At 73.6% G+C, this 22,308-nt stretch carries 20 protein-coding genes; 12 read left to right on the forward strand and 8 right to left on the reverse strand.

Annotated features, from left to right (window positions below):
* Positions 1 to 27: 27 nt before the first annotated feature.
* Both ACIBCJ_RS30455 and ACIBCJ_RS30460 read right to left on the reverse strand, forming a co-directional pair.
* A complete protein-coding gene (locus ACIBCJ_RS30455; RefSeq protein ID WP_365980648.1) occupies positions 28 to 798 on the reverse strand; it encodes a DUF72 domain-containing protein in 771 nt (256 codons plus the stop codon).
* A gap of 20 nt (positions 799 to 818) precedes the next feature.
* A complete protein-coding gene (locus ACIBCJ_RS30460; RefSeq protein WP_362104284.1) occupies positions 819 to 1,913 on the reverse strand; it encodes a DUF5925 domain-containing protein in 1,095 nt (364 codons plus the stop codon).
* A gap of 217 nt (positions 1,914 to 2,130) precedes the next feature.
* Here ACIBCJ_RS30460 and ACIBCJ_RS30465 point away from each other — a divergent pair, with 217 nt between their 5' ends.
* Complete coding sequence (locus tag ACIBCJ_RS30465) at positions 2,131 to 2,937, forward strand: SGNH/GDSL hydrolase family protein (protein ID WP_362104286.1); 807 nt, start codon at positions 2,131 to 2,133, stop codon at positions 2,935 to 2,937.
* A gap of 466 nt (positions 2,938 to 3,403) precedes the next feature.
* The gene (locus tag ACIBCJ_RS30470; protein ID WP_003977105.1) at positions 3,404 to 3,673 is read left to right on the forward strand and encodes a hypothetical protein; all 270 of its coding nucleotides are present in this window, start codon (positions 3,404 to 3,406) and stop codon (positions 3,671 to 3,673) included.
* A gap of 213 nt (positions 3,674 to 3,886) precedes the next feature.
* Here the strand turns inward: ACIBCJ_RS30470 and ACIBCJ_RS30475 are convergent, their stop codons facing one another.
* Complete coding sequence (locus tag ACIBCJ_RS30475; protein WP_362104289.1) at positions 3,887 to 4,702, reverse strand: ABC transporter permease; 816 nt, start codon at positions 4,700 to 4,702, stop codon at positions 3,887 to 3,889.
* Positions 4,699 to 5,703, reverse strand: a complete 1,005-nt coding sequence (locus ACIBCJ_RS30480) for an ATP-binding cassette domain-containing protein (RefSeq protein ID WP_365980647.1) — start codon at positions 5,701 to 5,703, stop codon at positions 4,699 to 4,701. Before ACIBCJ_RS30480 ends, ACIBCJ_RS30475 begins: the two co-directional genes overlap by 4 nt.
* A gap of 63 nt (positions 5,704 to 5,766) precedes the next feature.
* Here ACIBCJ_RS30480 and ACIBCJ_RS30485 point away from each other — a divergent pair, with 63 nt between their 5' ends.
* Complete coding sequence (locus ACIBCJ_RS30485) at positions 5,767 to 6,471, forward strand: TetR/AcrR family transcriptional regulator C-terminal domain-containing protein (protein WP_362104293.1); 705 nt, start codon at positions 5,767 to 5,769, stop codon at positions 6,469 to 6,471.
* A 31-nt stretch (positions 6,472 to 6,502) separates the two neighbouring features.
* Here the strand turns inward: ACIBCJ_RS30485 and ACIBCJ_RS30490 are convergent, their stop codons facing one another.
* Genes ACIBCJ_RS30490 through hmgA form a run of 3 tightly spaced genes read right to left on the reverse strand, consistent with a single transcriptional unit; the run spans position 6,503 to position 9,779 of the window.
* A complete protein-coding gene (locus ACIBCJ_RS30490; protein WP_365980646.1) occupies positions 6,503 to 7,663 on the reverse strand; it encodes a type ISP restriction/modification enzyme in 1,161 nt (386 codons plus the stop codon).
* A gap of 22 nt (positions 7,664 to 7,685) precedes the next feature.
* Complete coding sequence (locus ACIBCJ_RS30495) at positions 7,686 to 8,435, reverse strand: GntR family transcriptional regulator (RefSeq protein WP_365980645.1); 750 nt, start codon at positions 8,433 to 8,435, stop codon at positions 7,686 to 7,688.
* 27 nt (positions 8,436 to 8,462) lie between these two features.
* Positions 8,463 to 9,779 carry a homogentisate 1,2-dioxygenase gene (hmgA, locus tag ACIBCJ_RS30500; protein ID WP_362507150.1) on the reverse strand — a complete coding sequence of 439 codons (1,317 nt, stop codon included), beginning with the start codon at positions 9,777 to 9,779 and terminating at the stop codon, positions 8,463 to 8,465.
* Between the two features lie 193 nt (positions 9,780 to 9,972).
* Here hmgA and ACIBCJ_RS30505 point away from each other — a divergent pair, with 193 nt between their 5' ends.
* The 9 genes from ACIBCJ_RS30505 (at position 9,973) to ACIBCJ_RS30545 (ending at position 21,201) form a co-directional block, all read left to right on the forward strand.
* A complete protein-coding gene (locus ACIBCJ_RS30505) occupies positions 9,973 to 10,542 on the forward strand; it encodes a hypothetical protein (protein WP_362104301.1) in 570 nt (189 codons plus the stop codon).
* Positions 10,543 to 10,639: 97 nt separating this feature from the next.
* On the forward strand, positions 10,640 to 11,257 hold the full coding sequence (locus ACIBCJ_RS30510) for a TetR/AcrR family transcriptional regulator (protein ID WP_133887941.1): 618 nt from the start codon (positions 10,640 to 10,642) through the stop codon (positions 11,255 to 11,257).
* Positions 11,258 to 11,581: 324 nt separating this feature from the next.
* Positions 11,582 to 13,831 carry a molybdopterin oxidoreductase family protein gene (locus tag ACIBCJ_RS30515; RefSeq protein ID WP_365980644.1) on the forward strand — a complete coding sequence of 750 codons (2,250 nt, stop codon included), beginning with the start codon at positions 11,582 to 11,584 and terminating at the stop codon, positions 13,829 to 13,831.
* Between the two features lie 123 nt (positions 13,832 to 13,954).
* Entirely contained in the window at positions 13,955 to 15,439 is a 1,485-nt protein-coding gene (locus ACIBCJ_RS30520) for a citrate:proton symporter (protein ID WP_365980643.1), read from the forward strand.
* A 31-nt stretch (positions 15,440 to 15,470) separates the two neighbouring features.
* A complete protein-coding gene (locus ACIBCJ_RS30525) occupies positions 15,471 to 16,724 on the forward strand; it encodes an MFS transporter (RefSeq protein ID WP_365980641.1) in 1,254 nt (417 codons plus the stop codon).
* A 136-nt stretch (positions 16,725 to 16,860) separates the two neighbouring features.
* Positions 16,861 to 16,986 (forward strand): hypothetical protein, encoded by a 126-nt coding sequence (locus ACIBCJ_RS30530; RefSeq protein WP_365980640.1) that lies wholly within the window; start codon positions 16,861 to 16,863, stop codon positions 16,984 to 16,986.
* Between the two features lie 247 nt (positions 16,987 to 17,233).
* Positions 17,234 to 18,571 carry an ABC transporter ATP-binding protein gene (locus tag ACIBCJ_RS30535; protein WP_362104313.1) on the forward strand — a complete coding sequence of 446 codons (1,338 nt, stop codon included), beginning with the start codon at positions 17,234 to 17,236 and terminating at the stop codon, positions 18,569 to 18,571.
* 121 nt (positions 18,572 to 18,692) lie between these two features.
* Positions 18,693 to 20,081 carry an aldehyde dehydrogenase family protein gene (locus tag ACIBCJ_RS30540; protein ID WP_362104315.1) on the forward strand — a complete coding sequence of 463 codons (1,389 nt, stop codon included), beginning with the start codon at positions 18,693 to 18,695 and terminating at the stop codon, positions 20,079 to 20,081.
* Positions 20,082 to 20,103: 22 nt separating this feature from the next.
* The gene (locus tag ACIBCJ_RS30545) at positions 20,104 to 21,201 is read left to right on the forward strand and encodes a Zn-dependent alcohol dehydrogenase (protein WP_365980639.1); all 1,098 of its coding nucleotides are present in this window, start codon (positions 20,104 to 20,106) and stop codon (positions 21,199 to 21,201) included.
* Between the two features lie 80 nt (positions 21,202 to 21,281).
* Here the strand turns inward: ACIBCJ_RS30545 and ACIBCJ_RS30550 are convergent, their stop codons facing one another.
* On the reverse strand, positions 21,282 to 22,256 hold the full coding sequence (locus ACIBCJ_RS30550) for a DMT family transporter (RefSeq protein ID WP_365980638.1): 975 nt from the start codon (positions 22,254 to 22,256) through the stop codon (positions 21,282 to 21,284).
* Positions 22,257 to 22,308 lie beyond the last annotated feature (52 nt).

A 22,308-nucleotide genomic window follows, 5' to 3' on the forward strand; every position in this document is an offset into this window, starting at 1 on the left:
GCGCCCCTGAAGACGCGGGTGCGACCGTCAGTGGTGACGTGCCCCGGAGGGGGTGCGGGTGGCCGTCAGGGGTGACGTGCGGGCCAGGTGTGCGAACGTCGCGGCGTCCTGCACCGCCGCCGCGTTCGGGTCGTTGTTGAAGTACGCGTAGACGTCGCTCGTGTCCGGCCAGGTCGTCGCGATGCGGTCGAGCCATGTCGTCAGGGAGCGGCGGCCGTAGTGCGGCCAGGCCGCGGCTCGGCCCTCGTGGAAGCGGACGTAGCCCCAGTCGGCGGTCCGCCACAGCGGGGTGACCGGGCGGGCCCGGACGTCGGCCCAGCACAGGGCCGCGCGGCGGGACACGAGGACCTCGCGGGTCTCGGGCGTCCACCACGACGCGTGCCGGGGTTCCACCGCGACCCGGGTGCCGGGCGGGAAGCAGGCGAGGCAGGCGTCCAGGAGGGCCGGGTCGGCGCGCAGGGTCGGCGGCAGTTGCAGCAGGACCGGGCCGAGGCGGTCGCCCAGGCCGGCCGCGTGGGTCATCAGGCGGTCGACCGGCTCCGCCGGGTCCCGCAGGCGTTTGATGTGCGTGAGGTAGCGGCTCGCCTTGACCGCGACCGTGAAGTCCGGCGGCACCCGCTCCCGCCACGCCGCGAAGGTCTCCCGGGTCGGCAGGCGGTAGAAGGCGTTGTTGATCTCGACCGTCGCGAAGGCGGCCGCGTAGTGCTCCAGCCAGAGCCGGACGGGCAGACCGGACGGATAGAGGGCCTCCCGCCAGTCCCGGTACTGCCAGCCCGACGTGCCGACGAACAGGGTCATACCCTCATCAAAGCACCGGACTACAGGTACAGCCCGGCGTCCGCGCCCGCCCGCGGCTCCGGCAGCGCGGTCGGCGAGGTGCCCCGGCGCAGCGCGTACAACTCGGCCAGGGTGGCGCCCTCGCGGCCGACCCCCTCCTCGGTGCCGAGCCAGTCCACCGCCTCCCGCCGGGTGAGCGGGCCGACCTCGATGCGGGCCAGGCAGCGGCCGGGGCGGACGACGGCGGGGTGCAGGCGCTCCAGGTCCTCGTTGGTGGTGACACCCACCAGGACGTTGCGGCCCTGGCCCAGAAGTCCGTCGGTGAGGTTCAGCAGCCGGGAGAGCGCCTGCCCCGCCGTGTGCTTGGCCTCGCCGCGGATCAGCTCGTCGCAGTCCTCCAGGAGCAGCAGCCGCCAGCGGTCCTTGCCCGTCGCGTCCTCCTCGCCGATGGCGATGTCCATCAGATAGCCGACGTCGGAGAAGAGCCGCTCCGGGTCGAGGACGCAGTCCACCTGGCACCAGTCCCGCCAGGAGCGGGCCAGCGTGCGCAGCGCCGAGGTCTTGCCGGTGCCCGGCGGGCCGTGCAGGAGCAGCAGCCTGCCCGCGATGTCCTCGGGGGTCGTCTTCATCAGGCCGTCCATCGCGTCGGCGACCGGCGCGGTGTAGTTGGCGCGGATCTCGTCCCAGGTGCCCGCCGCGATCTGCCGGGTGGTGCGGTGCGGGCCGCGCCGCGGGGAGACGTACCAGAAGCCCATCGTCACGTTCTCCGGCTGCGGCTCGGGCTCGTCGGCCGCCCCGTCCGTCGCCCGGCCGAGCACCTTCTCGGCCAGCTCCGCACTGGTCGCCGTCACCGTCACGTCGGCGCCCCGGCTCCACCGCGAGATCAGCAGCGTCCAGCCGTCGCCCTCCGCCAGGGTCGCGCTGCGGTCGTCGTCGCGGGCGATCCGCAGCACGCGCGCGCCGGGTGGCAGCAGCGTGGCGCCGGACCGTACGCGGTCGATGTTCGCCGCGTGCGAGTACGGCTGCTCACCCGTGGCGAAACGGCCGAGGAACAGCGCGTCGACGACGTCGGACGGGGAGTCGCTGTCGTCCACGGTGAGCCGGATCGGCAGGACTTCGTGCGGGTTCACGGACATGTCGCCATGATCCGGCACCCGGCCGCCGCGTGCACCCGTTTTCCGGGGCACACGCACCCGCCCGGCCGCGCCCGGGCGCCGGTCCTGACGGCCGCTCTCGTCCCCGCTTTTCGTCCGTAGTTGAACGAGTGTCAGCCAATTTTTGGCATGGACACTTCCGGTCGACGCGCGTAGCCGCTACCACGGTTGTGGCAGCAATCCTGCTAAGGGAGGTTCCATGAGACGTTCCCGACTTGTCGGCTTCCTGAGTTCACTCCTCCTCGCCGCCGGCGTCGCCCTCACCGGGTCCGCGACCGCCCAGGCGGCCCAACACGCCGCGGCCGACGGCTATGTGGCCCTCGGCGACTCCTACTCCTCCGGGGTCGGAGCGGGCAGCTACATCAGCGCGAGCGGCGACTGCAAGCGCAGCACCAAGTCCCATCCGTACCTGTGGGCGGCCGCCCACTCGCCCTCCACGTTCGACTTCACCGCGTGTTCCGGCGCCCGAACGGGTGATGTTCTCGCCGGACAGCTCGGCCCGCTCAGCTCCACCACCGGCCTCGTCTCCGTCAGCATCGGGGGCAACGACGCGGGCTTCGGCGACGTCATGACGACCTGTGTGCTCCAGTCCGAGAGCTCCTGCCTGTCGCGGATCGCCACCGCTGAGGCGTACGTCGACTCGACGCTGCCCGGCAAGCTCGACGGCGTCTACTCGGCGATCGGCGACAGGGCCCCCAACGCCCACGTCGTCGTCATCGGCTACCCGCGCTTCTACAAGCTCGGCACCACCTGCATCGGCCTGTCCGAGGCCAAGCGGAAGGCGATCAACAACGCAGCCGACCACCTCAACACCGTCATCGCCCAGCGCGTCGCCGCGCACGGCTTCACCTTCGGCGACGTCCGCACCACCTTCACCGGCCACGAGCTGTGCTCCGGCAGTCCCTGGCTGCACAGCCTCAACCTGCTGAACATCGGCGAGTCCTACCACCCCACCGCGGCCGGCCAGTCCGGTGGCTACCTGCCGGTCCTCAACGCTGCCGCCTGACCGGAGCGGGCGGGGGGCAGCAGAGGCAGCAGTGGAGGCCCCGCCCGTCGGGGCCTCCGTCTCCAGGTCCCCGCGCCGGGGAACGCGTGAAGGGGCGCACGTGAGATCGCCCACGTGAGATCGCCCACGTTCCCGCCGCCCCCGGGTGCCCGGGGGCGGCGCGTCCGTGGGCGCCGGGGCCGTGCCACGGCGACACGCCACTGAGGGCCTCCGGCTTGCACCGCTCCACCGGCTCCCCCGGGTAACGCGCGGTGACCGTCGGGCCGGTCGGAGGGCCGGCCGGAGGCCGACCGCGCCGACGAGTGGCGGGTTGTCCAACTCGCCCTGGAATCTCTCCGATTCGGAGAGTAATCGTCAACCCCCTTACGGGGAAGGTGAATCCTGTGACCGCGATACACGCATGCCGTACCGGGGCGATAGGGTTACCCTGCCCGGGCCGGGTGGACTCGTACGGGTGGGGAGTGACATGGAACAGATAACAGTGCGCAGCAGGGCAAGGGTCCCTGCGATCACCTGCGGGAGCAGCGCGACCAGCTCGCGCCTCGACCGTCATCTCGCGGTACTCGGAGGGCCTGCCCTCCCGCCGCGCGAGACCGTGGAGGCGACGTCGCTGATGCGCGAGCTGACCGCGCGTGAGCCCGCGCACAAGCGCAGCAACAGGGGCGCCCGGGTACGCCGGGTCTCGCTGTTCGCGCCGTTGCGTCGACTGCGCCGCTCGCTGTTCGGCGGCAACTGAGGCCCGCGCGCCGGAGGTCACACCTTCCCGGCGTGGCGCCGCGGCACCCGTCCGTCATTCCCACGGCACGCGGCGCGTCCCGGTGTGCTCCCCGAGCGCGGGCCGTCCCCGGTACACCCGACTCCGTACGCGCCCGTCCCGCACGCGTTCTCACCCCCCGTACCGCGTTCCCGTCCCGCCGTCCCCCGTCGGCGGTGACGCGGCCACACCCGCTCAGCGGCCCCCGTGCGCGTACCGGCGCACGGCGAGCGGGACGAACACCGCGAGCAGTACCGCGCACCAGGCCAGCGAGCCCGCGACCGGATGCGTCACCGGCCAGGCGCCCTCGTCCGGCACGGCGGCGTTGCCGAAGAGGTCCCGCAGCGCCGTGGTCACCGCGCTGATCGGATTCCACTCCGCGACCGTGCGCAGCCAGCCCGGCAGCCCCTCGGTCGGGATGTACGCGTTGGACAGCAGCGGAAGGACGAAGGTCGCGCTGCCCAGTTGGCCGGCGGCCTCCTCGCTGCGGGTGAGCAGTCCCAGGAAGATCCCGATCCACGTCGTCGCGAAGCGGAACAGCAGCAGGAGCGCCACCGCGCCCGCCGCGCCGAGCGCGCCGCCCTCCGTCCGCCAGCCCACCGCGAGCCCGACCAGCAGCAGGGGGACCGTCCCGGCGGCGGTCACGAGCACGTCGGCGACCGACTGCCCGAGCGGCACGGCGGCCCGGTTCACCGGCAGCGTCCGCAGGCGGTCCGTCACTCCCCGGTGGACGTCCTGGGCGGCCTGGAACATCCCCGTCATGATGCCGTTCGCCGCCGTCGCGACGAGGAGTCCGGGCACCAGGAAGGTGCGGTACTCCTCACCCGGCATCGCCAGCGCGCTGCCGAAGACGTAGCCGAAGAACAGCAGCATCGTGACCGGCATGGTCTGGGTGAGGACCATCAGCCCCGGGTTGTTCCGCACCCGCCGCAACTGGCGGCCCAGCATGGCCGCTCCGTCGTGCGCCAGCCCGTACGCCGAGCCGTACGAGCCCGTCGTCACCGTACTCATGCCACCAGCTCCTCGCTGTCGTCACTGCCGCCACTGCCGTCGCCTTCGCCGCCGTCGCCCACGTCGCCGCCGTCGCCGCCGGTCAGGCGGAGGAAGACGTCGTCGAGGCTCGGCGGCCGCAGGCCCGCGTCCACCAGGGGGACCCCCGCCGCGTCGAGTTCGCGCACCAGGCGGGGCAGGGTCAGCGTCGGATCGGTGCTGACCGCACCGGCGGTGCGCCGCTCGTGGTCCAGCACCGGCTCCGAGCCGGTCAGCCGGTCCAGCACCGCTGCCGCCCGCACCAGGGCGTCCGGGTCCGCGACGACCGCCTCCGCGTACGCCCCCACCAGCGCCTTGAGTTCGGCCGGCGACCCGGTGTGGGCCACCCGGCCCCGGTCCACCAGGGCGATGTCGTCGGCCAGGCGGTCGGCCTCCTCCAGGTACTGCGTGGTCAGCAGCACAGTGGTGCCGTCCGCCTTCAGGGCGCGCACCGCGTCCCAGATCCGGTTGCGGCTGGCCGGGTCGAGGCCGGTCGTCGGCTCGTCCAGGAACAGCACGTCGGGACGGCGCACCAGGCTCGCGGCCAGGTCGAGACGACGGCGCTGGCCGCCGGACAGCGTGGCGGCGGGCCGGTCCGCGGCCTCGGCCAGCCCGAAGCGGTCCAGCAGCTCGTCGGCCCGCGCCGCCGCCCTCCGCACCCGGTGCAGCCGGGCGAACAGCCGCAGGTTCTGCCGGCCGGTGAGGTCCCCGTCCACCGACGCGTCCTGCCCGGTCACCCCGATCCGGCGGCGGACGGCGGCGGCCTCGCGCACGAGGTCGTGCCCGGCGACCCGCGCCGAGCCCGCGTCCGGCCGCAGCAGGGTGGTCAGCAGGCGCACCGCCGTCGTCTTGCCCGCCCCGTTCGGGCCGAGCAGCCCGCACACCGTGCCCTCGGCCACGGCGAGATCCAGTCCGCGCAGCGCGCGTACGGCGCCGAAGCGCTTCTCCAGACCTTCACTAAGTACAGCGTACGTAGTAGTCATGGGTCGACCATAGCGCACTACGTACGCTGTACGTAACTAGGATGGTGGCCGAGGTGATGCACGATGGCGGGCCGAGCGGCCGTACCCGAAGTGATCTGGTCGCGCCCCGAGCGCACCGGCCGGGGGCCGAGACCGGCGTACACCCGCGCCGACATCGCGGCCGCGGCGGTGCGGATCGCCGACGCCGAGGGCCTGGACGCGGTCTCGATGCGCCGCGTGGCCGGTGAACTGGGCTGCGGCACCATGTCGCTGTACAACTACGTCCCCCGCAAGGAGGACCTGCACGAGCTGATGATGGACGCCGTCAGCGGCGAGCACGAGCTGTGGGAGCCGAGCGGCGACTGGCGCGCGGACATGATCCGGGTGGCCCACCGGACCCGGGCCCTGATGCACCGCCACACCTGGCTGCCCCGCCTGATGTCCCCGGTCTACGGCTTCAGCCCCAACGCCCTGCGGTACCTGGAGCACTGCCTGGCCTGCCTCGACTCCTTCGAGGCGCCGTACGGCACCAAGATGGAGCTGGTCGCGATGGTGAACGGCGTCGTGACGACGTACGTGAGCAACGAGATCGCCACCGCCGAGCGCACCCGCTCGCTGCCCTGGTCCGAGGAGCAGGAGAACGCGGCGCGCATCGCCTACCTCGGCCGGCAGGTCGCGAGCGGTGCCTACCCGCGGCTGGCGGCGTCCTTCGCCGAGGACGCCGGGCCGATCGACCTGGAGGCGGTCTTCGAGCGGGCGCTGACGCGGGTGCTGGACGGGTTCGCCTAAGGGGGACCGGCGGGCCGGCGGGCCCCGTGCGTCACAGCAGTGCCAGCTGGCCCTCCGGCCCTTCCTCGCGGTCGTCCAGGACGGAGGCCGGACGGCGGGCCGCCGCCGGCACCGGCAGCACCCCCGCGTCGCGCAGCTCGCCCGCGGTGATCGCGTCCGTGACCGCCAACTCCCGGCACCGGTCCCGGACCTCGGCGAGCAGCGCGAGCACGGTGATCAGCTCCAGCAGTTCCGACGTCCACGCCTGCGGCCAGCCGGCCGGGCGGATCGCCGTCAGCGTGCCCGGCTCGCCCTCGGCCATGCGCACGGCGCACCACTGCTCCAGCACCCGCACCCCGCCCACCTCGAAGTCCCAGGCACCGGGCGGCACCGGGGAGACGCGGCCCTCGTCGAGCAGGAGGGCCTCGTCGTCCCGGTCGTAGCGCAACGCCGCCGGGCGGGGCGGCAGCGGGGCGCGGACGTACGGGCGGCGGCCGCCGGGCAGCTTGGGGCGTTCCCCGTCGCGGCGCATCAGCCACAGGGCGCGCCGGCCCAGCTCCACTCCGCGCTCCCACAGCGCGGGGTCCGCGGTGAGCGGGACCAGCGAGCCGGGCCGCACCGCCGCCACCGACCAGGCGAGCACGTCCAGCGGAGCGGGGCGGGCCCCGAGCCGGGCGGCCAGGTGGTCCAGGAGGCCCGGGGCGAGGTTCGGCTCCGCGCCGCCCGGGCGGCGGTGCAGCGGGCGGATCCGGGCGGGGCCGAACAGCGGCAGCAGCGAGGTGGCGAGCAGCAGCGGCGGACCGGCGGCCTCCGGCGTCTCCACGACGAAGACCTGACGCTCGTCCGTCACCCGCCACAGCTCGGGGCGGGCCGCGTCGATCAGCCGGTGGTCGGGAATCAGCCACTGCTCGTCGAACGGCGCCCGCAGCACCCGGACCGGTTCGGGACACGGTCCCGAGGTACGCGCCAGCCGCTCGGTGCCCCCGGAGCCGCCCGGCAGCCGCCCGACCGCCGAGTGCGGCGTGCGCGAACGGGTGGGCTCGAAGAGGGCCGCGCGGTCCGGCCCCTCAACCTTCACCAGCGCGTCCCAGCGGGCCCTCAGGGCCGCCGCGTCGGGCGCCGCCGGCCACCCCCGTCCGAGTCGCGGCGGTGCGACGGACCACGGCATGAGGTCCGCCAGCGGCGGAGCGTCGTCGTGCGTCACGCCGGGCATCGTACGACGGACCGCCCCGGCCTCAGGTGGCGTCCAGGGTGACCGTGAAGGAGAAGCGGTCCCCCCGGTAGTGGATGACCGCCACGTCGAGGACCCGGCCCGCGGTGTCGTACGTGATGCCCGTGTAGTGCAGGATCGGGCTGAGCAGCGGCACTTCGAGCAGCCGCGCCGTCTCCGGGTCCGCGAGCCGGGCCTCGACGGTGTCCGTGATCCGGCTGATGTCCACGCCCACCACGTCCCGCAGCACCTTCGTCATCGGCCACCGGGCGAGGTCGTCCGCGTCGATCCGCTCGGCCAGTTCCGGACGGACGTAGTTGCGGGCGTGGTTGGTCGGCTCGCCGGTCTTCTCGTCGCAGCGCAGCCGGTGGTACGTCGCCACCTTGGCCAGCTGCGGGAAGCACTCGGCGAGTTCGGACGGAACGGCGGCGGTGCCGTGGTCCAGCAGCTCCGCCTTCATGCCGGACTGCTGCGCCACGATCGCGTCCACCGAGCCGAGCAGCCGCACCGGGGCGCCCCGCCGGGCGTGCGGCTCGATGAACGTGCCCCGCCTGCGGTGGCGGGTGATCAGCCCCTCGTCTTCCAGCTCCTTCAGCGCCTGCCGCATGGTCAGCACGCTCACCCCGTAGTGCCCCGCCAGCTGCTCCTCGGTGGGCAGGCGCAGCGGGTCCCGGGGCGAGCGGCCGAGTATCGAGGCGCGCAGCGACTGCGACACCTGGTACCAGAGCGGCAGCTTGCGGTTCAGGACGATGGAGTCCGGGGCGAAGGAGGTCACGGGCCATCCGTACCGGTAGGGGATTCCTCAGTGCAAGGGGTGGAAGTGCCGCTCCAGGCCCTGCCAGACGTCGTCGTAGCCCTGCTGCAGATGCTCGGCGCGGGCCGCCTGCGGGGTGAGGGTCACCGGCCACCGCGTCTCGAACATGAACGCCAGCCCGTCGTCGATCCGCTGCGGCTTCAGCTCGGCGGCGCTCGCCCGGTCGAAGGTGTCCCGGTCGGGACCGTGCGCCGACATCATGTTGTGCAGCGAGCCGCCGCCCGGCACGAAGCCCTCCGCCTTGGCGTCGTAGGCGCCCTCGATCAGGCCCATGTACTCGCTCATCACGTTCCGGTGGAAGTACGGCGGCCGGAACGTGTCCTCGCCCACCAGCCAGCGCGGCGCGAACACCACGAAGTCCACGCCCGCCAGGCCCGGCGTGTCCGAGGGGGAGGTGAGCACCGTGAAGATCGACGGGTCCGGGTGGTCGTACGAGATGGTGCCGATGACGTTGAAGCGGCGCAGGTCGTAGACGTACGGCACGTGGTTGCCGTGCCAGGCGACGACGTCCAGCGGGGAGTGGCCGTACTCGGCGGTCCAGAGGTTGCCGCAGAACTTGTTGACCACCTCCACGGGGCCCTCGTCGTCCTCGTACGCGGCGACCGGTGCCTTGAAGTCCCGGGCGTTGGCGAGGCCGTTGGCGCCGATCGGGCCCAGGTCGGGGAGCTGGAAGGGGGCCCCGTAGTTCTCGCAGACGTATCCGCGTGCGTCCCCGTCCAGGAGCTCCACGCGGAAGCGGACCCCACGCGGGATCAGCGCCACGTGACCCGGCTCGGCGTGCAGCAGCCCGAACTCGGTGCGCAGCAGCAGCCCGCCGCGCTCCGGGACGATCAGCAGCTCGCCGTCCGCGTCGCTGAAGACGCGTTCCATGGACGCCGTCGCGTGGTAGAGGTGCACGGCCATGCCGGTGCGCTGGGTCGCGTCGCCGTTGCCGCCGAGCGTCCACAGCCCCTCGACGAAGTCCGTGGCGGGCCCGGGCACCGGCAGCGGATTCCACCGCAGCCGGTTCGGGTCGGGTACGGCCTGGTTGAAGGGTGCCGTGCGGATCGTGCCGTTGCCCGAACGGGTGAACGCGGGGTGCGCCGCCGACGGGCGGATCCGGTACAGCCACGAGCGCCGGTTGTGCGCCCTCGGCTCCGTGAACGCCGTGCCGCTCAGCTGCTCCGCGTACAGGCCCAGGGGCGCCCGCTGCGGGGAGTTCCGGCCCTCGGGCAGCGCGCCCGGCACGGCCTCCGAGCTGTGCTCGTTGCCGAAACCGGACAGATAGGCCAGCCCCTCCGCGGTCTTCCGCGCGTCCCCGCTCATCGCTCGCTCCCTCACAGCCCGAATCCTCGCGACCCGATTCCTATGGCACACCGTAGGATTGCGGTTTCCGTCGCGCAAGGGGGCACAAGAGGACTTCCCCGCTCCGGCCCCGCTCCGTCGTCCGCCCGGAGGATGACCGGAACCGGACCCCCGGATGATCCGGGCAGTCGGACCCGTGTTCTATTCTCCCGTCATGTCGTGGACGCGGGGAGTACTCGCCGTGCTCGCGGTCTGTGTCCTGGTGTTGACGGGATCGGCGGGCTGCGACTCCGGTGACGGGGGTGGACCGGAGGCCGGGGATTCGGCCACGCCGGTGGGCAGGCTGCTCGACGCCACCGACGAGGAGGGCCGGCGCTACCGCGAGGTGGACGCCGAGCACGCGCCCGAGGCCGGCATCGAGGTGCAGCCCGAGGCCGACGACAGCTGGGACGTCCGCGTGACCGTCCGCGGCTTCAGGTTCTCGCCGGAGGGTGCGGGGGCGAAGGCCGTGGCCGGACGCGGCGTCGCCCACCTCTTCCTCGACGGCGACCTCCTCACCCGCCTGCGCGGCCCCCGCTACCGCCTCGCCGCCGGCCTGGTCCCGCGCGGCACGCACCAGCTCACGGTCCGCCTGTACGCCGACGACGGCACCGTCTGGGCCGTCGACGGCGAGCCCGTCGAGAGCACGGCGGACATCACCGCCTCGGACGCCGAGCCGACCGGGGCGACGCAGCCGTCGGACATCGAGGACCGGTCGGTCACCGGACCGGCGGCCGACCGGTGAGCGCGACCGCCGGCCGCCCCCGGGCCCGGGGCCTCCGGACCGCCTTCCGGGGCCATCCCGGAGGCCGCGGTACACCCGGCCGTCTCCGGAGGGCATCATGAGCGGCGTGCGCCCCACACCCCCGCTCCGCCGCGCCCCCGTGCAGCGGCGCAGCGCCGAACGGCTGACCCGGATACTCGACGCCTGTGCGGACCTCCTCGACGAGGTCGGCTACGACGCCCTGAGCACCCGGGCCGTGGCCCTGCGCGCGGACGTTCCCATCGGGTCGGTGTACCGCTTCTTCGGCAACAAGCGGCAGATGGCCGACGCGCTGGCCCAGCGCAACCTGGAGCGCTACGCGGAGCGCGTGACCGAGCGGCTGACGGAGACGGGCGACGGCGGCTGGCGCGGTGCGCTGGACGCCGTGCTCGACGAGTACCTCGCGATGAAGCGGACCGCGCCCGGCTTCTCCCTGATCGACTTCGGCAACCAGATCCCGGTCGGGGACCGGCACGCCGTCCCCAACCACCGGGTCGCCGAGCGGCTCACCGAACTGCTCTCCGGCTACCTGGGCCGCCGCCCCGACGACGACCTGCGCCGCGTCTTCCTCGTCGCCGTGGAGACCGCCGACACCCTCGTGCAGCTCGCCTTCCGAGTGGTGCCGGACGGGGACGAGAAGATCATCGAGGAGGCCCGGGAACTGCTGCGGGCCTACCTGGGGCGCGTGCTCGACTGACGGACCGCGAGCGGTGGACTCCGGCGCGGGTGCTGGGGCTTGGGTCCGTGAGCAGAGCCTGCCGCGGGTGCTCGGTCTATGGGCCGCGATCGGTGAACCTCGGCGTGCGTGCTCGGCCTACGGGGCGCGATGGGTGGACCCGGCGTGCGTGCTCGGCTGACGGGTTGCGAGCGGAACCCGGGGCGCGTGCTCCGCTTACGGGCCGCGAGCGGTGCACGGCATCCCCGCCCGGCCGACGGGGTGCGCGCGGACCCTCCCCAACATGCCTACCGGTCGGTATGCTCACCGGGCAGGAAGCCCCACCGTCGCCGTCCGGGAGGACCCGTGTCCCGCACCGCCCTGCGTATCTGCCCTCTGTGCGAGGCCACCTGCGGCCTGGTCCTCACCGTCGAGGGCACCGCGGTCACCGCCGCCCGCGGCGACCGCGACGACGTGTTCAGCCGCGGTTTCGTCTGTCCCAAGGGCGCCTCCTTCGGGGCCGTCGACTCCGATCCCGACCGGCTGCGCACGCCCCTGGTGCGCCGGGACGGCGAACTGCGCGAGGCCACCTGGGAGGAGGCGTTCGACGCGGTGGCCGCCGGTGTCCGTCCGGTCGTCGAGCGGTACGGCCCGCACGCCGTGGGCGTCGTCCTCGGCAACCCCAACGTCCACACCGTGGCCGGCGCCCTCTACCCGAACCTCCTGCTCGGCGCCCTGGGCACCCGCAGCCTCTTCACCGCGTCCACGCTCGACCAGATGCCCAAGCACGTCTCCAGCGGCCTGCTCTTCGGCGACGCCAACGCCATCCCGGTGCCCGACCTCGACCGCACCGACCACCTCCTGCTCATCGGCGCCAACCCGCTGGAGTCCAACGGCAGTCTGTGCACCGCACCCGACTTCCCCGGCCGGCTCAAGGCGCTGAAGGCCCGCGGCGGCACCCTCACCGTCGTCGATCCGCGCCGCACCCGCACCGCTAAGCTCGCCGACCGGCACGTCGCGATCCGCCCCGGCGCCGACGCGCTGCTGCTGGCCGCGATGGTCCACGTCCTGTACGCGGAGGACCTGGTCGACCTCGGCGCCCTCGCACCGCACGTCACCGGAGTCGGCGAAGTCGAAGCGGCCGTACGGGACTTCACCCCCGAGGCCGTCGCCGCCGCCTGCGACGTGGACGCCGGCGTGACGCGCGCCCTCGCCCGGGAGCTCGCCGCCGCCCCCACCGCCGCGGTCTACGGCCGCATCGGCAGCTGCACCGTCCCGCACGGCACGCTCGCCAGCTGGCTCGTGGACGTCCTCAACATCCTCACCGGCAACCTCGACCGGCCCGGCGGCGCCCTCTTCCCGCAGGCCGCCACCGACCGCACCCCGCGCCCCGCCGGCCCCGGCCGCGGGTTCGCGCTGGGCCGCTGGCACTCCCGGGTGAGCGGACACCCCGAGGCGAAGGGCGAACTGCCCCTGTCCGCCCTCGCGGAGGAGATCGACACCGTCACCGACGCGGGAGAGCCGGTCCGCGCCCTGCTCACGATCGCCGCCAACCCCGTCCTGTCGGCCCCCGACGGGAACCGGCTCGACAAGGCGCTGGACTCCCTCGACTTCATGGTGAGCGTCGACCCCTACCTCAACGAGACCTCGCGTCACGCCCACGTCGTGCTGCCGCCGCCCCCGCCGGCCCAGAGCCCGCACCACGACTTCGCCTTCAACACCCTCGCCGTGCGCAACCAGGTCCGCTACACCCGCCCCGCCGTCCCGCTGGAGCCCGGCAGGACGGCCGAGACGGAGATCCTCGCCCGGCTCACCCTGGCCGTCGGCGGCATGCACGGCACCGACCCTGCCGCCGTCGACGCCATGGTGATCGAGCAGACCCTCGCCAAGTCCGTACGGGAACCGCACTCACCCGTGCACGGCCGCGACCCCGGCGAACTGGCCGCCCGGCTCACCGGCGAGAACGGCCCCGAGCGGCGCCTCGACCTGATGCTGCGCCTCGGCCCCTACGGCGACGGCTTCGGCGCCCGGCCGGACGGACTGAACCTGGAGCGTCTCCTCGCCCACCCGCACGGCATCGACCTCGGCCCGCTGCGCCCCCGCCTGCCGCAGCCGCTGAAGACCCGCAGCGGCAAGGTGGAACTGCTCCCGGGGCCGATCGCGTCCGACCTGCCGCGTCTGCGGCGGGCCCTGGCCGAGGCCGGACGCCCCGCAGGACTGGTCCTCGTCGGCCGCCGCCACCTGCGCTCCAACAACAGCTGGATGCACAACATCCCCGCCCTCACCGGCGGTTCCAACCGCTGCACCGTGCACCTGCACCCCGAGGACGCCGCACGGCTCGGCGTGGGCGAGGGGCAGTCCGTACACGTCAAGGGCGCCGGCGGCGAGGTGACCGCGCCCGCCGAGATCACCGACACCGTCCGGCCCGGCGTGGTCAGCCTCCCGCACGGCTGGGGGCACGACCGGCCCGGCGTCCGCCAGACACACGCCGCCACCGACCCCGGCGTCAACGTCAACCAGCTCCTCGACGGCAGCCTGCTCGACCCGCTCTCCGGCAACGCGGTCCTCAACGGCGTACCCGTGACGCTCACACCGCTGACCGGCGCACAGCTGTGACCTGGAGTTCTGCGCTTATTGCTCGCATGTCAACGTCTTGTTAACGCTCCCTCGCGCCACCTAACGTCGCTCGCACCGCCTGCCCCGGTGGGATGTTCAAGGGCGAACGTTAGGTACTCACACATGCTGACCATCCTCGGCTTCGCCATGATCGCGACCTTCCTGGTCCTGATCATGATGAAGAAGATGTCGCCGATCGCGGCGCTCGTGCTGATTCCCGCGCTGTTCTGCGTGATCGTCGGCAAGGGCGCCCATCTGGGCGACTACGTCATCGACGGCGTGTCCAGCCTCGCCCCCACCGCGGCGATGCTCATGTTCGCGATCGTCTATTTCGGCGTGATGATCGACGTCGGGCTCTTCGATCCGATCGTCCGGGCCATCCTGAGGTTCTGCAAGGCCGATCCGATGCGCATCGTCGTCGGCACGGCGCTGCTCGCCGCGATCGTCTCGCTGGACGGCGACGGCTCCACCACCTTCATGATCACGGTCTCGGCGATGTATCCGCTGTACAAGCGGCTCAAGATGAGCCTGGTCGTGATGACCGGCGTCGCCGCGATGGCCAACGGCGTCATGAACACGCTGCCCTGGGGCGGCCCCACCGCCCGCGCCGCCACCGCGCTGAAGGTCGACGCCACCGACATCTTCGTGCCCATGATCCCGGCCCTGGCCGTCGGCCTCGTCGCGGTCCTCGTCCTGGCGTACGTGCTCGGTGTGCGCGAGCGCAGGAGGCTGGGCACGCTGTCGCTGGGCGAGGCGCCGGCACGTGAGGCGGAGACCGAGGCTGTGCTGGTCGGCGCGGGTGCGGGTGCGGGTGCCGCCTCCGGAGCGTCCGGTGCGCGTGCGGGTTCCGGCGCGGGTTCCGGCGCCGCTCACGGCGGCGCGGGCGGTGGCGGCGCGGCGGCCGGCCGGGACGGCGCGTCCGAAGCGGCGGACGCCTCCGACGCCTCCGATGCCTCCGAGGACGACTTCAAGGGTCTCGACCCGAACCGGCCCACCCTGCGTCCGAAGCTGTACTGGTTCAACGCGCTGCTGACCGTCGCGCTGCTCACCGCCATGATCATGGAGCTGCTGCCGATCCCGGTGCTCTTCCTCGTCGGCGCCGCGCTCGCGCTCACCGTCAACTTCCCCCGCGTCCCCGACCAGAAGGCCCGCATCGCGGCCCACGCCGACAACGTCCTCAACGTCTCCGGCATGGTCTTCGCCGCCGCCGTCTTCACCGGCGTCCTCACCGGCACCGGCATGGTCGACCACATGGCCAACTGGCTCGTGGACACCATCCCGGACGGCATGGGTCCGCAGATGGGCCTGGTCACCGGTCTGCTGAGCCTGCCGCTGACCTACTTCATGTCGAACGACGGCTTCTACTTCGGCGTCCTGCCGGTGCTCGCCGAAGCCGGCCAGGCGCACGGCGTGTCGACGCTGGAGATCGCCCGCGCCTCGATCGTCGGCCAGCCGCTGCACATGTCCAGCCCGCTCGTCCCGGCCGTGTACGTCCTGGTCGGCATGGCCAAGGTCGAGTTCGGCGACCACACGCGGTTCGTGGTCAAGTGGGCCGTCCTGACGAGCCTGGTGATCCTCGCGGCCGGCATCGTGTTCGGCATCATCTGACCGTCGCACACCATCAGAAGGGGACACGATCATGGCGCCCGGTGGGAACCGCGGCTGGCTGCTCCGCCTCGTCATCGCCTTCGGCTTCGCGCAGGGGGCGGTGTCGATGGCCCGGCCCGCCGTCTCCTACCGGGCCCTCGCGCTGGGCGCCGACGAACGGGCGGTCGGCGTCATCGCCGGTGTGTACGCGCTGCTGCCGCTGTTCGCCGCCGTTCCGCTGGGCCGCCGCACCGACCACGGCCGCTGCGCGCCGCTGCTGCCCGTCGGTGTCGTCCTGATCGCCGGGGGCTGCGCGCTGAGCGGTGCCGCCGGGTCCCTGTGGACGATGGCCCTGTGGAGCGGCGTCATGGGCCTCGGGCACCTCTGCTTCGTCATCGGCGCCCAGTCGCTGGTCGCACGCCAGTCCGCGCCGCACGAACAGGACCGCAACTTCGGCCACTTCACCATCGGTGCCTCGCTCGGCCAGCTGATCGGCCCCATCGCCGCGGGCGCGCTCATCGGCGGCCCCGACATGGCCGGCAGCAGCGCGCTCGCCCTGCTGGTGGCGGGCGCGGGCGCGGCGGTCGCCTGCACGTCCCTGTGGCGCATCGAGCACCCGGTCGCCGCCGGCTCCCGTGCGGCCCGGGGCACGCGCGTCCCCGTGAGCGGCATCCTGCGCGCCCGGGGTGTGCCCGCGGGCATCCTGATCAGCCTGTCCGTGCTCTCCGCGACCGACATCCTCACCGCCTACCTGCCGGTGGTCGGCGAACACCGGGGGATCTCCCCGGCCGTGATCGGCGTACTGCTCAGCCTGCGGGCCGCCGCGACGATCGCCTGCCGACTGGTGCTGACGCCCCTGCTGCGGCTGCTCGGCCGCACGGTGCTGCTCACCGTCACCTGTCTGCTGGCCGCCCTGCTGTGCGCCGGGGTCGCGCTGCCGGTGCCGGTGTGGGTGCTCGCCCTGATGCTGGTCGTCCTCGGGTTCTGCCTGGGCGTCGGCCAGCCGCTGTCCATGACCACCGTCGTGCAGGCGGCCCCCGACGAGGCGCGCTCCACGGCCCTCGCGCTGCGCCTGACCGGCAACCGCCTCGGTCAGGTCGCCGCCCCCGCCGCCGCGGGCCTGATCGCGGGCGTCGCGGGCGTGGCCGCGCCGTTCGTCATGCTCGGCGCTCTGCTCCTGCTCTCCTCGGGGGTCGCCCTGCGGGCCCCCTCGGCGGACGTGGCCGGCCGGCGCAGGACGCCCGTGGGGCAGGACGGCGCGGACCGGGCCGGTGCCGGCCGGCCGTGCCGGGAAAGGAAGGGGTGAGCATGTTCCTGTTCCTGCTCCTGCTCCTGCTCCTGCTGTCCGTGGTCCTGCTCCTCGCCGTCGGCGGCTGCGCCTGTGTCGTGCGGGCGGCCCGCGGCGGCCCGTCCCGGACCCGCGCGGTGGCGAGACGACCCTGGTGGCGGACGAGCTGGTGCGCTCCTCCTCCCGCTCCTCCCGCTCCGGCCGCTCCGGACGCTCGAACGGCCGGAGCGGCGCGGACGACGACCCGGACGACGACGCGGACGACTCGTCGGACCGCTGAACGACGACGGACCCGGTGGCCGAGCCGACGGCCACGCAGCCGACTTGATCACCACGTGAGACGCTCCAAGGCCTGAATCCGGCCGTCCGCTTTCTCACCAGATGGACGGTCCTCCGAGATGTCGTCCGGTGTCTTCCCCCGGCCGGGCACAGTCCGTTAACTTCCGTGACTCACACGCCCCGTACGACCCGCACGAGGGCGACCGACCGCGGAGCACCAGCGCTCAGTGAGCCCCGGGGGCACCTCCATGACACGCGCCATCTCCCTGCACGACGTGAGCAAGACCTACGCGCGAGGCGTCCGCGTGGTGGACCGGCTGTCGCTGGACATCGCGCCGGGCGAGTTCCTCGTCCTGCTCGGTCCCTCCGGCTGCGGCAAGTCGACCGTGCTGCGCATGATCGCCGGGCTCGAGGAGATCACCGAGGGGGAGCTGTCGCTGGACGGCGCGTACGCCAACGACCTGCTCCCGGCCGAGCGCAGGATGGCGATGGTCTTCCAGAACTTCGCCCTGTACCCCAACATGACCACCCGCGGGAACATCGGCTTCCCGCTGCGCGTCGAGGACCCGCAGACCGACCACACCCCCCGCGTGGACGCCACCGCCCGGATGCTGGGCATCGAGGACCTGCTCGACCGCTTCCCCGCCCAGCTCTCCGGCGGGGAGCGCCAGCGGGTCGCCATGGGCCGGGCCATCTCCCGTCACCCCACCGCCTTCCTCATGGACGAGCCGCTGTCCAACCTCGACGCCAAGCTCCGCAACCACCTGCGCGCCGAGATCACCCGGCTCACCCGGGAGCTGGGCGTCACCACCATCTACGTCACCCACGACCAGTCCGAGGCCATGTCCCTCGGCGACCGCGTCGCCGTCCTGCGCGGCGGGGTCCTCCAGCAGGTGGACACCCCGCGCGCCGTCTACGCCCTGCCGCGCAACGTCTTCGTCGCCGCCTTCATCGGCACCCCGCGCATCAACCTGCTGCGCGGCCTGGTGCGCGCGCCGCTGGACGGGGCGATGACCATCAGTCTGGGCAAGCAGTTCCTGCGGCTGCCCGAACCGCTCTCGCTGGACCACCAGTTGCTCCGCGTCCAGCAGGGCCGCGAGGTGATCGTGGGCCTGCGCTCGGAGGCGGTGCGGATCGCCAAACCCTCGTCCGCCCGCCCCGGCGAGGTGCTGCTCACCGGGCTCGTGGAACACGTCGAGTTCCAGGGGCACGAGATCCTCGTGCACTTCAACACCGGTTCGCAGCCGGCCGTCGTGCCCGACCTGGAGGCGCCGCGCCCCGCCACCCGCCCGGTCAGGCGGCGACGCCGCGACGGCACGGTCCTGGAACGGCTGAGGGAACGGGCGGGCGCCCTGCGCGCCGGGCCGGTCGTCGTGATGGACGAACCAGAGGAACCCGGACCCGCGGTCGCCGCGCCCGACGGCCGCCTCCCCGGCGACCTGATCGTCCGGACCACCCCCGACATCGACCTCCGCCACGGCATGCAGGTGCCCCTCCTCGTCGACCTCGCCCACCTGTTCGTGTTCGACCAGCACGGCGACCGCATCTGCCCCGCCCCGGCGCGGCTGCCCGAGCTGGAGGAGTGACCCCGCCGGAATCGCGCACGCCGGAAGGGTGACCCGCGCCACCATCGGGGCAGCCCCTGGTGCCGTAAAACTATCGGCGCTAGTTTGGGCCGCACGACGAGGCCCGCCCGGAAGGAACGCGATGAAGGCACACGACGGCATGTACATCGACGGGGCCTGGCGCCCCGCCGACAGCGGGGACACGATCGAGGTCGTGAACCCGGCCGACGAGCAGGTGATCGGCCGCGTCCCCGCCGGCAACGCCCTGGACGTCGACACCGCCGTACGGGCCGCACGCGCCGCCCTGCCCGGCTGGGCCGCCACGCCGCCGGCCGAGCGCGCCGCCCGCCTGGCCGCGCTGCGGGACGTCCTGGTGGCCCGAAAGGACGAGATCGCCGAGACCGTCACCGCCGAACTCGGCTCCCCGCTGAAGTTCTCGCAGGCCGTGCACGCCGGCGCCCCGATCGCGGTCGCCGGGTCCTACGCCGAGCTGGCGGCGACGTACGCCTTCGAGGAGAAGGTCGGCAACTCCGTCGTCCACCACGAGCCGGTCGGCGTGGTCGGCGCCATCACCCCCTGGAACTACCCGCTCCACCAGATCGTCGCCAAGGCCGCCCCGGCGCTCGCGGCCGGCTGCACCATCGTGCTGAAGCCCGCGGAGGACACCCCGCTCACCGCCCAGCTCTTCGCCGAGGCCGTGCACGAGGCGGGCGTCCCCGCCGGTGTCTTCAACCTGGTCACCGGCCTCGGCCCGGTCGCCGGTCAGGCGCTCGCCGAACACCCCGGCGTCGACCTGGTCTCCTTCACCGGCTCCACCGCCGTCGGCCGCCGGATCGGCGCCACCGCGGGCGCCGCGGTCAAGCGGGTCGCCCTCGAACTCGGCGGCAAGTCCGCCAACGTTATCCTCCCGAGCGCCGACCTCGCCAAGGCCGTCAACGTCGGCGTCGCCAACGTCATGTCCAACTCCGGCCAGACGTGCAGCGCCTGGACCCGCATGCTGGTCCACCGCGACCACTACGACGAGGCCGTGTCGCTCGCCGCCGAGGCCGCCGCGAAGTACGGCGACCGGATCGGCCCGGTCGTCAACGCCAAGCAGCAGGAGCGGGTGCGCGGCTACATCGACAAGGGCGTCGCCGAGGGCGCGCGCCTGGTCGCGGGCGGCCCCGAAGCGCCGCGCGAGCAGGGCTACTTCGTCAGCCCCACGGTCTTCGCCGAGGTGACCGAGGAGATGACCATCGCCCAGGAGGAGATCTTCGGCCCCGTCCTGTCCATCCTGCGCTACGAGGACGAAGACGACGCCCTGCGCATCGCCAACGGCACGGTCTACGGCCTGGCGGGTGCCGTCTGGGCCGGGGACGAGGCCGAGGCGGTCGCCTTCGCCCGCCGGATGGACACCGGCCAGGTCGACATCAACGGCGGCCGGTTCAACCCGCTGGCGCCCTTCGGCGGCTACAAGCAGTCCGGCGTGGGCCGCGAGCTGGGCGCCCACGGCCTCGCCGAGTACCTCCAGACCAAGTCCCTCCAGTTCTAGCCCGCAGGGGAGCCCCCACCTCATGGCCGTCCGTACCGCAGTCCGCGCCGCCGTCGTACCCGCCATCGGTGCCCCGCTGGAGGTCACCGGGATCGACCTGCCCGAGCCCGGCCCGGGGCAGGTCCGGGTGAAGCTCGCCGCCGCCGGGGTCTGCCATTCCGACCTGTCCCTGTCCAACGGCACCATGCGCGTGCCGCTGCCCGCCGTCCTCGGCCACGAGGGCGCCGGCACCGTCGTCGCCGTCGGCGAGGGCGTCACCCGTGTCGCCCCCGGCGACGACGTCGTCCTCAACTGGGCGCCGTCCTGCGGCTCCTGCCACGCCTGCGCGCTCGGCGAGGTCTGGCTGTGCGCGAACGCCCTGGCCGGCGCCGCCGACGTGCACGCCCGCCGTGCCGACGACGGCACCGACCTGCACCCCGGACTGAACGTCGCCGCGTTCGCCGAGGAGACGGTCGTCTCCGCGTCCTGCGTCCTGCCCGCCCCCGAGGGCATCCCGCTCACCGAGGCCGCGCTCCTCGGCTGCGCCGTCCTCACCGGCTACGGCGCGGTCCACCACTCGGCGCGGGTCCGCGAGGGTGAGACGGTCGCGGTCTTCGGCGTCGGGGGAGTGGGTCTGGCCACCCTCCAGGCGGCACGGATCGCCGGGGCGTCGACGATCGTCGCCGTCGACGTGTCCCCCGAGAAGGAGGAGCTGGCCCGCGCCGCGGGCGCCACCGACTACCTCCTCGCCTCCGACACCACCGCCCGCGAGATCCGCGCCCTCACCGGCAAGCAGGGCGTGGACGTCGCCGTCGAGTGCGTCGGCCGCGCGACCACCATCCGCGCCGCCTGGGAGTCCACCCGGCGTGGCGGCCGGACCACGGTCGTCGGCATCGGCGGCAAGGACCAGCAGGTCACCTTCAACGCCCTGGAGATCTTCCACTGGGGCCGCACCCTGTCCGGCTGCGTCTACGGCAACGCCGACCCCGCCCGGGACCTCCCGGTCCTCGCCGAACACGTCCGCGCCGGCCGCCTCGACCTCGGTGCGCTGGTCACCGAACGCATCGCGCTGGACGGCATCCCGGCGGCCTTCGAGAACATGCTGGCGGGCAAGGGCGGGCGGGCACTGGTGGTCTTCTGACCCCTGCCGGGCGTGGGCGGGCCCTGCCGAGGTGCGGGCGGCCCCGGGACACGCGTGGCGTCGCGGCGGGGGGGCGGGGCCTATGCCCGCCCCGCGTCCTCGCGCCGCGGTTCCGTCGTGGGCTCGGCGCGTTTCGGGGAGGTGGCCGCACGCCTCCGAGACCGGGACACCGCCACGCCCGCCAGGCACAGCGCGCCGCCCGCCAGGGTGAGCAACCCCGGCACCTCGCCCAGCGCCAGCCACGACATCAGGACGACCAGGGCGGGCACCGCGTACGTGGTCGCGCCCATGCGTCCCGCGGTCGTACGGGCCAGCGCGTACGCCCACGTCGTGAACGCCAGCGCGGTCGGGAACACGCCCAGGTAGACCATGTTGAGCGTCGCCGGGACGGGCGCGCCCGCCGCCTCCCGCACGAGCTGCCCCGCGAACGGCAGGCAGAGCACCGCCCCGACCAGGCAGCCGAACGTCGTCACCTGAAGGGCGCTCGCGTGCGCCAGCGCGGGCTTCTGCGCGACCACCCCGCCCGCGTACGCCATCGCTGCCAGCAGGCACAGCACCACCCCGAACAGCGAGGACCCGCCCTCGCCCGACATGGACAGGCCCACGGTCACCGCACCGGCGAACGACACCGCCATCCCCGCCAGCAGCCGCGGCGGCAGCGCGTCGCCCAGCAGCCGGGCGCCGAGCAGCGCGATGAGGATGGGACCGACGTTGACCACGAGGGCGGCCGTCCCGGCGTCCACCTGCTGCTCGCCCCAGTTCAGGACGACCATGTAGAAGCCGAACCACAGCAGCCCCGATATGGCGATGCCCCGCCAGGCCGCCCGCGGCGGCAGCCCCTCCCGGCGCAGCAGACACAGGACCCCGAGCGTCAATGCGCCCGACAGCAGCCGCCCGAGGGCCAGCGCTCCCGGCGAGTAGGCGTCGCCCGCGCTGCGGATCGAGACGAAGGCGGAGGCCCACAGCACGACGGTGACCGTGGCCGCGCCGGCCGCGAGCAGTTCCGGCCGGCGGTGCGAGGAGGCGGGAGGGGGCGTGGGGGCGGTGCTCATCATGCTCCTGAGGCTAGGCAGCGGAAGGTCGCTCCCGCTGGCGGATTCTGGACCG

Source organism: Streptomyces sp. NPDC051136 (assembly GCF_044455745.1).
In the GTDB taxonomy this organism is placed as follows: domain Bacteria; phylum Actinomycetota; class Actinomycetes; order Streptomycetales; family Streptomycetaceae; genus Streptomyces.

Excerpts from the sequence above, each read along its gene's own strand:
- ACIBCJ_RS30455 (WP_365980648.1), bottom strand. The coding sequence starts at position 798 with ATGACCCTGTTCGTCGGCACGTCGGGCTGGCAGTACCGGGACTGGCGG.
- ACIBCJ_RS30460 (WP_362104284.1), bottom strand. The coding sequence starts at position 1,913 with ATGTCCGTGAACCCGCACGAAGTCCTGCCGATCCGGCTCACCGTGGAC.
- ACIBCJ_RS30465 (WP_362104286.1), top strand. The coding sequence starts at position 2,131 with ATGAGACGTTCCCGACTTGTCGGCTTCCTGAGTTCACTCCTCCTCGCC.
- ACIBCJ_RS30470 (WP_003977105.1), top strand. The coding sequence starts at position 3,404 with ATGGAACAGATAACAGTGCGCAGCAGGGCAAGGGTCCCTGCGATCACC.
- ACIBCJ_RS30475 (WP_362104289.1), bottom strand. The coding sequence starts at position 4,702 with ATGAGTACGGTGACGACGGGCTCGTACGGCTCGGCGTACGGGCTGGCG.
- ACIBCJ_RS30480 (WP_365980647.1), bottom strand. The coding sequence starts at position 5,703 with ATGACTACTACGTACGCTGTACTTAGTGAAGGTCTGGAGAAGCGCTTC.
- ACIBCJ_RS30485 (WP_362104293.1), top strand. The coding sequence starts at position 5,767 with ATGGCGGGCCGAGCGGCCGTACCCGAAGTGATCTGGTCGCGCCCCGAG.
- ACIBCJ_RS30490 (WP_365980646.1), bottom strand. The coding sequence starts at position 7,663 with ATGCCCGGCGTGACGCACGACGACGCTCCGCCGCTGGCGGACCTCATG.
- hmgA (WP_362507150.1), bottom strand. The coding sequence starts at position 9,779 with ATGAGCGGGGACGCGCGGAAGACCGCGGAGGGGCTGGCCTATCTGTCC.
- ACIBCJ_RS30505 (WP_362104301.1), top strand. The coding sequence starts at position 9,973 with ATGTCGTGGACGCGGGGAGTACTCGCCGTGCTCGCGGTCTGTGTCCTG.
- ACIBCJ_RS30510 (WP_133887941.1), top strand. The coding sequence starts at position 10,640 with ATGAGCGGCGTGCGCCCCACACCCCCGCTCCGCCGCGCCCCCGTGCAG.
- ACIBCJ_RS30520 (WP_365980643.1), top strand. The coding sequence starts at position 13,955 with ATGCTGACCATCCTCGGCTTCGCCATGATCGCGACCTTCCTGGTCCTG.
- ACIBCJ_RS30525 (WP_365980641.1), top strand. The coding sequence starts at position 15,471 with ATGGCGCCCGGTGGGAACCGCGGCTGGCTGCTCCGCCTCGTCATCGCC.
- ACIBCJ_RS30535 (WP_362104313.1), top strand. The coding sequence starts at position 17,234 with ATGACACGCGCCATCTCCCTGCACGACGTGAGCAAGACCTACGCGCGA.
- ACIBCJ_RS30540 (WP_362104315.1), top strand. The coding sequence starts at position 18,693 with ATGAAGGCACACGACGGCATGTACATCGACGGGGCCTGGCGCCCCGCC.
- ACIBCJ_RS30545 (WP_365980639.1), top strand. The coding sequence starts at position 20,104 with ATGGCCGTCCGTACCGCAGTCCGCGCCGCCGTCGTACCCGCCATCGGT.
- ACIBCJ_RS30550 (WP_365980638.1), bottom strand. The coding sequence starts at position 22,256 with ATGATGAGCACCGCCCCCACGCCCCCTCCCGCCTCCTCGCACCGCCGG.